The 12,405-nt window shown below is 59.3% G+C and carries 11 protein-coding genes; 8 read left to right on the forward strand and 3 right to left on the reverse strand.

The window, feature by feature from the left end:
• Positions 1 to 461: 461 nt before the first annotated feature.
• Together AC0ZWN_RS27620 and aptA are read right to left on the reverse strand one after the other, a co-directional pair.
• Positions 462 to 1,955, reverse strand: a complete 1,494-nt coding sequence (locus AC0ZWN_RS27620) for a CoA-acylating methylmalonate-semialdehyde dehydrogenase (RefSeq protein WP_064118435.1) — start codon at positions 1,953 to 1,955, stop codon at positions 462 to 464.
• 76 nt (positions 1,956 to 2,031) lie between these two features.
• Positions 2,032 to 3,381, reverse strand: a complete 1,350-nt coding sequence (gene aptA / locus AC0ZWN_RS27625; RefSeq protein ID WP_093430337.1) for an omega-aminotransferase AptA — start codon at positions 3,379 to 3,381, stop codon at positions 2,032 to 2,034.
• Between the two features lie 138 nt (positions 3,382 to 3,519).
• Here aptA and AC0ZWN_RS27630 point away from each other — a divergent pair, with 138 nt between their 5' ends.
• The 7 genes from AC0ZWN_RS27630 to AC0ZWN_RS27660 all read left to right on the forward strand — a co-directional run bounded on the left by AC0ZWN_RS27630 (position 3,520) and on the right by AC0ZWN_RS27660 (position 11,488).
• Positions 3,520 to 4,440 carry a LysR family transcriptional regulator gene (locus AC0ZWN_RS27630; RefSeq protein ID WP_476337521.1) on the forward strand — a complete coding sequence of 307 codons (921 nt, stop codon included), beginning with the start codon at positions 3,520 to 3,522 and terminating at the stop codon, positions 4,438 to 4,440.
• A gap of 120 nt (positions 4,441 to 4,560) precedes the next feature.
• Positions 4,561 to 5,949, forward strand: a complete 1,389-nt coding sequence (locus AC0ZWN_RS27635; protein WP_476337523.1) for a uracil-xanthine permease family protein — start codon at positions 4,561 to 4,563, stop codon at positions 5,947 to 5,949.
• Positions 5,950 to 6,036: 87 nt separating this feature from the next.
• The gene (locus tag AC0ZWN_RS27640) at positions 6,037 to 6,687 is read left to right on the forward strand and encodes a TetR/AcrR family transcriptional regulator (RefSeq protein WP_038360732.1); all 651 of its coding nucleotides are present in this window, start codon (positions 6,037 to 6,039) and stop codon (positions 6,685 to 6,687) included.
• 7 nt (positions 6,688 to 6,694) lie between these two features.
• Positions 6,695 to 7,276 (forward strand): IMPACT family protein, encoded by a 582-nt coding sequence (locus AC0ZWN_RS27645; RefSeq protein ID WP_476337525.1) that lies wholly within the window; start codon positions 6,695 to 6,697, stop codon positions 7,274 to 7,276.
• A 618-nt stretch (positions 7,277 to 7,894) separates the two neighbouring features.
• Complete coding sequence (locus tag AC0ZWN_RS27650; RefSeq protein ID WP_476337527.1) at positions 7,895 to 9,442, forward strand: ABC transporter ATP-binding protein; 1,548 nt, start codon at positions 7,895 to 7,897, stop codon at positions 9,440 to 9,442.
• Positions 9,443 to 9,455: 13 nt separating this feature from the next.
• A complete protein-coding gene (locus AC0ZWN_RS27655) occupies positions 9,456 to 10,562 on the forward strand; it encodes an ABC transporter permease (protein WP_460410153.1) in 1,107 nt (368 codons plus the stop codon).
• Positions 10,562 to 11,488 carry an ABC transporter permease gene (locus AC0ZWN_RS27660; protein WP_064118442.1) on the forward strand — a complete coding sequence of 309 codons (927 nt, stop codon included), beginning with the start codon at positions 10,562 to 10,564 and terminating at the stop codon, positions 11,486 to 11,488. Before AC0ZWN_RS27655 ends, AC0ZWN_RS27660 begins: the two co-directional genes overlap by 1 nt.
• Positions 11,489 to 11,547: 59 nt before the next feature.
• On the opposite strand, the gene AC0ZWN_RS27665 is transcribed toward AC0ZWN_RS27660, so the two are convergent.
• Positions 11,548 to 11,964: a hypothetical protein gene (locus tag AC0ZWN_RS27665; protein ID WP_476337546.1), complete on the reverse strand. Its 417-nt coding sequence runs from the start codon at positions 11,962 to 11,964 to the stop codon at positions 11,548 to 11,550.
• Positions 11,965 to 12,048: 84 nt separating this feature from the next.
• Between AC0ZWN_RS27665 and AC0ZWN_RS27670 the strand changes: the two genes are divergently transcribed.
• The gene (locus tag AC0ZWN_RS27670; RefSeq protein ID WP_093430322.1) at positions 12,049 to 12,399 is read left to right on the forward strand and encodes a MerR family transcriptional regulator; all 351 of its coding nucleotides are present in this window, start codon (positions 12,049 to 12,051) and stop codon (positions 12,397 to 12,399) included.
• Positions 12,400 to 12,405: the final 6 nt, after the last annotated feature.

Genomic DNA, 12,405 nt, shown 5'->3' on the forward strand with positions numbered 1-12,405 from the left:
CTCCACAAGCACCCACACGAATTGCTTGATTCAGTTGTTAAAGAGCGGTTGGTTAAGATCTTTCGTCTCAACCGAGGCGCGCATTCTACAGCAGCCTCATTTGCTGTCAAGTGATTATTTTCAGAAGCTTTCGAAGAATTCTTCAACAACTTCAACCACTTGCGCTTCCGATCTCTCGTCAGCGGGAGGCGAATTCTACAGCGTTACACGCTGCTGTCAACACCTCTTTTTCAACTTCCTTCTAGCTTCGATGAACTGAAACAACTTACCGCCGAAACCTACATAACTCATTGAATCTCAAGGAGTTTTCCGTTTCGACTGCGCCGGAAGTGGGGCGAATTATAGACATCTGAAATTCGCCGTCAACACCTATTTTCATAATTCTGTCACATCGGTCAAAAAACCCCGAAAACACGAAGGCCGACCCCAAGGGATCGGCCTTCGTTGCATCGCCCTTCTACTTACAAGCTAGGGAAGGCGAACTGCGAAGCCTCATGGCTGGCACGCTGCGGCCAGCGCTGAGTGATCGCCTTGCGACGGGTATAGAAGCGCACTCCGTCCGGACCATAAGCGTGCAGGTCGCCGAACAGCGAGCGCTTCCAGCCGCCGAAGCTGTGATAAGCCACCGGCACCGGCAGCGGTACGTTAACGCCAACCATGCCGACTTCGATCTCGTCGCAGAACAGACGCGCGGCTTCACCGTCACGGGTGAAAATGCAGGTGCCGTTGCCGTATTCGTGATCGTTGATCAGTTGCATCGCCTCTTCCAGGCTGTTCACGCGAACGATGCACAGAACCGGGCCGAAGATCTCTTCTTTATAGATGCGCATTTCCGGGGTGACGTTGTCGAACAGGCAGCCACCGAGGAAGAAGCCTTCTTCATGACCGGCCACGCTGAAACCACGACCGTCGACCACCAGGGTCGCGCCCGCCGCCACGCCGTCGTCAACGTAACCGCTGACTTTGTCGCGCGCCTGACCGGTTACCAGTGGGCCCATGTCCAGACCGCACGAAGTGCCGGCACCGATTTTCAGCGCTTTGATCTGTGGAACCAGTTTGGCCACCAGCGCATCTGCCACTTGATCGCCAACACACACGGCAACCGAGATCGCCATGCAGCGCTCGCCGCAGGAACCGTAAGCCGCACCCATCAGTGCGCTGACTGCGTTGTCCAGATCGGCATCCGGCATCAACACTGCGTGGTTCTTCGCGCCGCCCAGTGCCTGAACGCGTTTGCCGCGTTTGGTGCCTTCGGCGTAGATGTATTCAGCAATCGGCGTCGAACCAACGAAGCTCAGCGCTTTGACTTCCGGCGCTTCGATCAGCGCGTCCACCGCAGTCTTGTCACCGTGCACCACGCTCATCACGCCTTTCGGCAAACCGGCTTCCAGCAGCAACTGTGCGATCAGCAGTGTCGAGCTTGGATCGCGCTCGGACGGTTTGAGGATGAAGCAGTTACCGCAGACGATCGCCAGTGGATACATCCACAGCGGCACCATGGCCGGGAAGTTGAATGGGGTGATACCGGCAACAATGCCCAGCGGCTGAAAGTCCGACCATGCGTCGATGTTCGGGCCGACGTTGCGGCTGTACTCGCCCTTGAGGATTTCCGGAGCAGCGCAAGCGAACTCGACGTTCTCGATGCCACGCTTCAGTTCACCGGCGGCGTCTTCCAGGGTCTTGCCGTGTTCTTCGCTGATCAATTGCGAGATGCGCGCTTCGTTCTGCTCCAGCAGTTGCTTGAAGCGGAACATCACTTGAGCACGTTTGGCCGGTGGCGTGTTGCGCCATGCCGGGAACGCAGCCTTGGCGGCATCGATGGCTTTCTGGATGGTGGCCTGGCTGGCCAGTGGCAGCTTGTGGATAGCCTGACCGGTAGACGGGTTGAACACATCTACCGCGCGACCGTTCTCGGTCACCAGTTCGCCATTGATCAAATGCGGGATAACGCTCATCGAAAACTCCTGAATTCTTGTCCGCAGAGGCCCACGAGGGGCGCCGGCTGTTTGTACTTATATATAGAGGGAAAAATCAGTCGAGCTTGTTCAACACTTCGCCGACCGCATCGAACAGACGATCGAGGTCTTGCGGCTTGCTATTGAAGGTTGGGCCGAACTGCAGGGTGTCGCCGCCGAAGCGCACGTAGAACCCGGCTTTCCACAGGGCCATGCCCGCTTCGAACGGACGCACGATGGCGTCACCGTCACGCGGGGCAATCTGGATCGCACCGGCCAGACCGAAGTTACGGATGTCGATAACGTTCTTCGAACCTTTCAGCCCGTGCAGCGCGTTTTCAAAATGCGGTGCGACGTCTGCAACGCTCTGTACCAGGTTTTCCTTTTGCAGCAGGTCGAGAGCCGCCAGGCCAGCGGCACAAGCCACCGGGTGTGCCGAGTAGGTGTAACCGTGCGGGAATTCCACGGCGTATTCCGGAGTCGGCTGATTCATGAAGGTCTGGTAGATCTCGGAGCTGGCAATCACCGCGCCCATCGGGATCGCACCGTTGGTGACTTGCTTGGCGATACACATCAGATCCGGGGTCACACCAAAGGTGTCGGCGCCGAACATATTGCCGGTGCGGCCGAAACCGGTGATCACTTCGTCGAACACCAACAGGATGCTGTGCTGATCGCAGATTTCGCGCAGACGCTTCAGGTAACCCTGTGGCGGAACCAGTACACCAGCGGAACCGGCCATAGGCTCTACGAATACCGCGGCGATATTCGAAGCATCGTGCAGCTCAATCAGTTTCAGCAGTTCATCGGCCAAGGCGATACCGCCCTGCTCCGGCATGCCACGGGAGAAGGCATTGCTCGCCAGCAGCGTGTGCGGCAGGTGATCGACATCCATCATCGCCTGACCGAACAGCTTACGGTTGCCGTTGACGCCGCCGAGGCTGGTGCCGGCGATGTTCACGCCGTGGTAGCCACGGGCACGGCCGATCATTTTGGTTTTGGTCGCCTGACCTTTCAGGCGCCAGTAGGCACGGACCATTTTCACGGCGGTATCGGCGCACTCGGAACCCGAGTCGGTGAAGAACACGTGGTTGAGATTGCCTGGGGTCAGCTCAGTGATCTTCTCGGCCAGCTGGAACGACAGCGGATGACCGTACTGGAAGCCCGGCGAGTAATCGAGGGTGCCCAACTGCTTGGAGACTGCTTCCTGAATTTCCTTGCGGGTGTGGCCGGCGCCGCAGGTCCACAGCCCGGACAGCGAGTCGTATACCCGGCGGCCTTTGTCGTCGATCAGCCAACTGCCTTCAGCACCAACGATCAGACGCGGGTCGCGCTGGAAGTTACGGTTGGCGGTGTAAGGCATCCAGTGCGCATCCAGCTTCAGTTGGCTGGCCAGTGGCGACGGCGCGTTTTCAGGCATGTTCATCGGGCAAAACCTCGCAGGGCATAAGCGTCAGGGAGATAAAAAGCGTTGTTGCAGCTAAATTGCCACGCGGATAAAGTCGGTGAAATTCAACTCTTCTAACCTTCAGTTAGAACTTCGATAAACAATGAGAACAATAAGATGAGCAACCGTCGCCCCGATCCGCTGGCCCAGGTCAGTGACTTTGATATCCGCTTGCTGCGGATTTTTCGCAGTGTGGTGGAGTGCGGCGGCTTCTCGGCAGCGGAAACCGTGCTCGGCATCGGTCGCTCGGCGATCAGCCAACAGATGAGCGATCTGGAGCAGCGCCTCGGTTTGCGTCTGTGTCAGCGTGGTCGAGCCGGTTTTTCGCTGACCGAGGAAGGTCGCGAGGTGTATCAGTCGGCACTGCAACTGTTAAGTGCACTGGAAAGCTTTCGCACCGAAGTCAACGGCCTGCACCAGCATCTGCGGGGTGAGTTGATCATTGGCCTGACCGACAACCTCGTCACCCTGCCCCACATGCGCATCACTCACGCCCTCGCCCAATTGAAAGAACGCGGGCCGGATGTGCAGATCCAGATCCGCATGATTGCGCCCAATGAAGTCGAGCAAGGCGTGCTCGATGGGCGTCTGCATGTCGGCGTGGTACCGCAGGCCAGTGCGTTGTCGGGCCTCGAATATCAGCCGTTGTACAGCGAGCGTTCGCTGCTTTATTGCGCGGTTGGTCACCCGCTGTTTTATGTCGATGACAAGCAACTCGATGACGAGCGCCTGAACAGTCAGGACGCGATTGCGCCGACTTTTCGTTTGCCGGCGGAGATTCAGGCGCATTACCAGGCACTCAATTGCACCGCCAGCGCCTCCGACCGTGAAGGGATGGCGTTTTTGATTTTGACCGGACGCTACATCGGTTACCTGCCGGATCACTACGCCAGCCTCTGGGTGCAGCAAGGTCGTTTGCGTGCGCTGAAATCGCAAACACGTTTCTACGACCTGAGCCTCGCATCGGTCACGCGCAAGGGGCGGCGCCCTCATTTGGTGCTGGAAAGCTTTTTGGAGAGTCTGGCGGCAACGCGTTGAAAATCCGCCGAGGCCCGCCAGCGTTGGGCCCTGGCGACAAATCCGGCAAATAACCTGAGCAAGTGGACAGCTTTTTGCAGAGCAGGATCAACCCGATCCTTCAACAAGAAGCCTTAAGCCATGCAGCCAGATTCCGCACCGTCCAGCGACCTGATCTACGGCCTCAACGACCGCCCCAAACCCGCCGCTGCAATTCTTGCCGCGCTGCAGCACGTGCTCGCCAGTTTCGTTGGCATCATCACCCCACCATTAGTGATCGGCTCGGCCCTCGGGCTGACTGCGCATTTGCCTTATCTGATCAGCATGGCCTTAATGGTTTCGGGCGTCGGCACCTTTATTCAGGCGCGGCGGCCGTTCGGGATCGGCGCAGGGATGATCTGCTTACAGGGCACCAGCTTCGCCTTTCTCGGTGCGGTGCTCTCCGCTGGTTTTCTGGTCAAGCAGCGCGGCGGCAGCCCGGAAGACATTCTGGCGATGATTTTCGGTGTGTGCTTTTTCGGCGCAATCGTGCAAATCGTCCTCAGCCGCTTTATCGGGCAATTGCGCCGCGTGGTCACGCCGTTGGTGACCGGAATCGTCATCACGCTGATAGGCATCAGTCTGATCAAGGTCGGCATTACCGATCTGGGCGGAGGCTTCAATACGCCGGACTTCGGTGCGCCGGGCAATCTGGCGCTGGGGGTGTTTGTGTTGCTGACGATCATCCTGCTTAACCGCTCGAACACGCCATGGGTACGCTTGTCGGCAATCATCATCGGTTTGCTGCTCGGCAGCCTGGCCGCGTGGTTCAGTGGGAAACTGGTACCGCAGCAATTGCCTGACTTGCCGCTGGTGAGTTTTCCTACACCGTTCAGGTTTGGCTTCAGCTTCGACTGGACAGCGTTCCTGCCGGTCGCGCTGATTTATCTGATCAGCACCATCGAAACCGTCGGCGACCTCACTGCCAATTGCATGCTCGCTCGCCAACCGATCAGCGGCCCTTCCTATATAAGCCGCCTGCGCGGTGGCGTACTCGGCGATGGCGTCAGCTGCATGATCGCCGCGACCTTCAGCGCCTTCCCCAACACCACGTTCGCGCAGAACAACGGCGTGATTCAGTTGACCGGCGTCGCCAGCCGCTACGTCGGGCTGTACATCGGCGCGATTCTGTTTTGCCTCGGCTTGTTCCCGATGATCGGCGCGGTGCTGCAACAGATTCCGAAACCGGTGCTCGGCGGCGCGACCCTGGTGATGTTCGGCGCGGTGGCGGCTGCCGGTGTGCGAATCCTCGCGCAGTCGCCGCTGGATCGACGCAGCATGTTGATCATCGCCACATCGTTCGGCGTCGGCCTGGGCATCGCCGCACAACCGACCCTGCTACACCTGCTGCCGAAACTGGTGCAGAACCTGTTTGATTCGGCGATCACCAGCGGCGGCCTGACCGCAATCATCCTGTGCCTGCTGCTGCCGGAGTCAAAAACCGAGGCCGCTGAAGCGCACGCGCCGCTGAACAAGATCGAACAGGCGTAACGGTTTTTCGCGCAAGGACTTGTCGGATGCCTGTGGGTGCGCTATCAACGCAACTGGTTGCACCCACAGACAAACCCGGAAGTGCCTATGACCTTTGAAGTCCCTGCCCATGGCGGCAAACCCGCCAGCCGCATTCGTCAGAAGAACGAAGAGACCATCCTCAAAGCCGCCGAAGACGAGTTCGCCCGTCACGGGTACAAAGGCACCAGCATGAACACCATCGCGCAGAATGCCGGGTTGCCCAAGGCGAACCTGCATTACTACTTCACCAACAAGCTTGGCTTGTACGTGGCGGTGCTGAGCAACATCATCGAGTTGTGGGACAGCACCTTCAACACCCTCACCGCCGAGGACGATCCGGCCGAAGCACTGACTCGTTATATTCGCGCCAAGATGGAATTCTCTCGCCGCCAGCCACAGGCCTCGCGGATCTTTGCGATGGAAGTGATCAGCGGCGGCGAATGCCTCAGCGAATATTTCAATCAGGATTATCGCGCCTGGTTCACTGGCCGCGCGGCGGTATTTCAAGCGTGGATCGATGCGGGCAAAATGGACCCGGTCGATCCGGTGCACTTGATCTTCCTGTTGTGGGGCAGCACTCAGCATTATGCCGACTTCGCCACGCAGATCTGCCGCGTCAGTGGTCGCAGCAAGTTGACCAAGCAGGACATGGAAGACGCCGGCAACAACCTGATCCGCATCATTCTCAAAGGCTGCGGCCTCACTCCTCCTCTATAAGACGTTTATGCCTTTCACCCTCAGCGGTTTTTGCGAGTACCGCGAAGAGATTCGCAAAAGCCGCTTTAACACCTTCGCCACGCCGATCGGCAGCCCTGCCGACGCGCAGGCGTTTTTCGAGCAGTACAGCGATCTGAACGCCTCGCACAATTGCTGGGCGTGGAAACTCGGCGATCAATACCGCAGCAATGACGACGGCGAACCGGGCGGCACGGCCGGGCGCCCGATTCTGGCGGCGATTGAAGCGCAGGATTGCGACCAGGTCGCAGTGCTGGTGATTCGTTGGTACGGCGGCATTCAACTCGGCACGGGTGGTTTGGCCCGGGCGTATGGCGGGGGGGCGAACAAGTGCCTGCAGACGGCGGCCAAAATCGAATTGTTCAGCCGGGTGCCGTTGAGCTGTGCTTGCGGGTTTGCCGAGTTGGCGCTGGTGAAGTTGCGGCTGGCCGATCTGGGTGGATTGGTTGTCGAAGAAAACTTCACGGCAAACGGCGTTGAGTTGAAGTTGGCGGTGGGTGAGGCGCAGATCGATGTCTTGCAAACCCAGCTAGCTGATTTGAGCCGTGGGCGGATTTTGCTTCAACGATAAAAGATCAAAAGATCGTCCGATCGCGGCCCGAGCGTTCCGCAGCTCCTACATTTGAAATGCGCTCCCCTGTTGGAGCTGCCGAAGGCTGCGATCTTTTGGGGCGATCCCGAATTTCCTTATTCCACAGAGTTGCCCACATCGGCTGTGCACCCGACTGTGGATAACCTGAGTACATTCCGCTGTAACCCTTCTGTCACGTGGCTTTGCGCGGTTTGTTCACTTTTCGTTCAATTCACTCGACGAAACGATAATTTCAAACAGAAACAGTCAGTTAGCGCGGTTTATCACCATTAGAAGAAAGCACCGCAGTGCTTATGCCCGGGTTTGCAGCTTGCGCACAATAACTGTGGAACAAGCTGTGGATAACCCGTTCATGGCTGGCGCAGTCGCTGGATCCATCTAGCCCCCAAGGGATTGCTCGTTTTTTGATCATATCGCGACGGGCAAAACTGGCGCCCGAGCAACGGCTCTGCTCTGAATTGGTGCCATCGTCGTACGTGATTCGGCCTTCAATGCTCTATACCGAGTGCTGCCACACGCGGCCCGCTCGCGTTCCTGACTCAATGGCCAGGAAATTGCTTTATCCACAGGCACAACTCCAAGCAAGTCGAGCCTGTCATGCCAATTGCTTCCAACACCCCGCGCCTGCAACTGCGCCACATCAGCAAACGCTACCCCGGTTGTCTGGCCAACGATGCCATCGACCTGAGCATCACGCCCGGTGAAATTCACGCCCTGCTCGGTGAAAACGGTGCGGGCAAAAGTACGTTGATGAAGATCATCTACGGCGTCACCCAGGCCGACACCGGCGAGATGCTTTGGCAAGGTCAGCCGGTGAATATCCGCAACCCGGCGCAGGCGCGGCAGTTGGGGATTGGTATGGTATTCCAGCATTTCTCACTATTCGAAACCCTCAGCGTGGCGCAAAACATTGCTTTGGCGATGGGCGCAGCAGCCGGCACGCCGAAACAACTGGAACCGAAAATTCGTGAAGTGTCGCGTCGTTATGGCATGGCGCTGGAGCCGGAGCGACTTGTCCACAGCCTGTCGATCGGCGAGCGGCAACGGGTGGAGATCATTCGTTGCCTGATGCAGGACATTCGCCTGCTGATTCTCGACGAGCCGACCTCGGTGCTGACGCCGCAAGAGGCCGACGAATTGTTCATCACCCTGCGCCGCCTCGCCGCCGAAGGCTGCAGCATTCTGTTTATCAGCCACAAACTCGCTGAAGTGCGCGCGTTGTGCCACAGCGCGACGGTTCTGCGCGGTGGGCGCGTGGCCGGGCATTGCCTGCCAGCGGAGTGCTCGGATCAGCAATTGGCGCAGATGATGGTCGGCGAAGCGGCGGCGTTGATTGGCGACTATCCGAAGGTCAGCGGCGGCGCGGCGTTTTTGCGGGTGAAGGGCTTGAGTTGGCACAACCCGGATCCGTTCGGCTGCTCGCTGACTGACATTGATGTGCAAGTGCGCAGCGGCGAAATTGTCGGCATCGCCGGGGTCGCTGGTAATGGCCAGGATGAGTTGCTGGCCCTGCTCAGCGGCGAGCAAACCTTGCCTCGGGCGCAAGCCGCGACCATTCGATTTGCCGAGCAACACGTCGCCGATTTGCGCCCGGATGCCCGCCGCAAACTGGGCCTGGCTTTCGTCCCCGCCGAACGCCTCGGGCATGGCGCGGTGCCGGAATTGAGTCTGGCGGACAACGCCCTGCTGACGGCTTTCCAACAAGGCTTGGTCAGCAACGGGCTAATCCAGCGCGGTAAAGTCGAAGCCCTCGCCCAACAGATCATTCAGCGCTTCGGCGTGAAAACCCCGGACACGCAAACCGCCGCGCGCAGTTTGTCCGGCGGCAATCTGCAGAAATTCATCCTCGGCCGGGAAATCCTCCAGCAACCGAAACTGCTGATCGCCGCGCACCCGACCTGGGGCGTCGACGTTGGCGCCGCCGCGACCATTCACCGTGCGCTGATCGCGCTGCGCGATGCCGGCGCGGCGATTCTGGTGATCTCCGAAGACCTCGACGAATTGTTCCAGATCAGCGACCGCCTCGGCGCCTTGTGTGGCGGACGCCTGTCGGCGCTGCACACCACCACCGATACGCAACTCAGCGACGTCGGCGGCTGGATGGCCGGCCAGTTCGACAACCCACCTTCTGCCGCCACGGTTTAACGGAGTTATACACATGCTGCTTTCCCTCGAACCCCGTGGCCAGCAATCGCGCCTGATGCTGTGGTGTTCGCCGTTATTGGCGGCGGCGCTGACGCTCGGTTGCGGCTCGCTGCTGTTTATCGCCCTCGGCCACGACCCGCTGCAAACCTTGCACACGCTGCTGATCGCACCGGTCAGCGATTTGTATGGCGTCTCTGAATTGTTGGTCAAGGCGCTGCCGATTCTGCTCTGCGCACTGGGCTTGGCAGTGGCCTATCAGGCGCGAATCTGGAACATCGGCGCCGAAGGTCAATTGCTCCTCGGCGCTCTCGCCGGCAGCGCTTTGGCGGTGAACATCATCGACATGCAAAGCCGTTGGGCGCTGGTGTTGATTCTGCTCACCGGCACCCTCGCCGGCGCGGCGTGGGCCGGGCTGACCGCGTGGTTGCGCACACGCTTCAACGCCAACGAAATCCTCACCAGCATCATGCTCAATTACATCGCGCTGAACCTGCTGCTGTTCTGCGTGCACGGGCCGCTGAAAGATCCGGCCGGCTTCAACTTTCCCGAATCGGCGATGTTTGGCGACGCCAGTCGTTTGCCGCTGCTGATGGAGGATGGCCGCGTGCACGCCGGGGTGTATTTCGCCCTGCTCGCACTGGTCGCGGTGTGGGTGTTGTTGCAGAAAAGCTTTGTCGGTTTCCAGATCAAAGTGCTCGGGCTGGACAAGCGCGCGGCGGGGTTCGTCGGCTTTCGCGAGAAGCGTTTGATCTGGCTGGCGCTGTTGATCAGCGGCGGCTTGGCCGGGCTGGCAGGTGTCTGCGAGGTCACCGGACCAATTGGCCAATTGGTGCCGCAGGTGTCGCCGGGATACGGCTACGCGGCAATCACCGTGGCGTTTCTCGGACGCCTCAATCCGATCGGGATTCTGTTTTCCAGCCTGTTGATGGCGCTGCTGTATATCGGCGGCGAGAGCGCGCAGATGACCCTGAATCTGCCGCAGGCGATCACCCAGTTGTTTCAGGGAATGATGCTGTTTTTCCTGCTCGCCAGTGACGTGCTGATTCTCTATCGGCCACGCCTGAACCTGCGTTGGGTGAAGCGCACTTCGACCACTGCCGTAACCGCCGGAGCGCTGTGATGGATATCGATCTGTTGAGCAATATTTTCTACGCCATGGTGCGTTGCGGCACGCCGTTGTTGCTGGTGGCGCTGGGGGAATTGATCTGCGAGAAGAGCGGCGTGCTCAACCTCGGGCAGGAAGGGATGATGCTGTTTGGCGCGGTGATCGGTTTTATCGTCGCGCTCAACAGCGGCAACCTGTGGCTTGGCGTGTTGTTGGCGATGCTGGCCGGGATGTTGTTGTCGTCGCTGTTTGCGCTAGTGGCGTTGGTGTTCAACGCCAATCAGGTAGCGACCGGATTGGCACTGACGATTTTCGGTGTCGGGCTGTCGACCTTTGTCGGCGCAGCTTGGGTCGGTAAACCACTGGCCGGTTTTGAGCCGTTGGCGATCCCTTATCTGAGTGAGATTCCGCTGATCGGGCGGATGCTGTTTGCTCAGGATTTGCTGGTGTACCTGTCGTTCGCGCTGTTTGCGCTGGTGGCGTGGGTGATTATCAAAAGTCGTGTCGGGTTGATCATTCAAGCGGTCGGCGAGAATCCGGATGCGGCCAGTGCGATGGGGTTGCCGGTGTTGACCGTGCGCACGTTGGCGGTGCTGTTTGGCGGGGCGATGGCCGGGCTGGCCGGAGCGTATTTGTCGCTGGCGTACACGCCAATGTGGGCGGAAAACATGACCGCCGGGCGTGGCTGGATCGCCCTGGCGCTGGTGGTGTTTGCCAGTTGGCGGGTGTGGCGGTTGTTGCTCGGGGCTTATTTGTTCGGCCTCGCCAGCATCCTGCACTTGGTGGCGCAGGGGTTGGGGCTGGCGATTCCGTCGAGTCTGCTGGCGATGCTGCCGTATGTGGCGACGATTGTGGTGCTGGTGCTGTTGTCGCGGGATGCGCTGCGCACGCGGTTGTATGCGCCGGTTTCGCTTGGGCAGCCTTGGCAGGCGGGGCATTAATTATTGTTTGGGCGGGCCTCTTCGCGAGCAGGCTCGCTCCCACATTTGACCGAGTTCACTCAGATTCCCTGTGGGAGCGAGCCTGCTCGCGAAGACTTACTGACAGGCAACACCTGAGCAATGCCCCACGCCAGTTCGAAGATCAGGAAAACAATCAGAATCGAACTGGCGCCGTGCAACAAGGCATACCCCTGCCAAGCAGCAAACAAAAACCGCCCCACCGCGTCATACCGTCCATAAAGCGCCTGCGGATCACGAATCCGCAGCACCGCCCACACGCACACCACCGAGCCCAGCAGATTCGCCATCAACAGGTGCACAGGCGCAAACGCCGGCAGTTCACCGGGCAAATTCAGTGCGGTCAAAAACCCATGCAAAGCGGCAAAACTCCACGGCGTGGCAAATGCCACCGTGACGATCAGGTCATACCAGGCACTGCCAAGCACCACATTGCGATACTGCGTTGAAGTCCACATCATCCATGCTCCGCAAAATTCAGGGAGCAAGCACGGTAAAGCCTGGAGTATGCTCCAGGGTCAATAGCCTTTTTGAGAGCCCGCATGCGTATCGGTGAATTAGCCCAGGCCTGCGCCGTCAGTCGTGACACGCTGCGCTTCTACGAGCAGCGCGGGCTGATTGCCGCGCAACGCCGTGCCAACGGTTACCGCGACTATCCGCCAGACATGGTGCAACTGGTGCTCTATATCAAAACCGCGCAACGCCTGGGATTTACCCTCGGCGAGATCAGTGACAGCGTTGCCGCGCTGTGGAACGCCCCCAACCCGGACAACGCCGTGGCGCAGTTGCTGCGCGACAAACTGCAACTGATCGAAACCCGTATGCGCGAACTCGACACGCTGCGGCAAGAGTTGCAACTTCGCCTCGGTCAGGCCTGTCCATTGAATCCATGATCCTCA

It is taken from the genome of Pseudomonas sp. 3B-A001-10F, assembly GCF_056313565.1.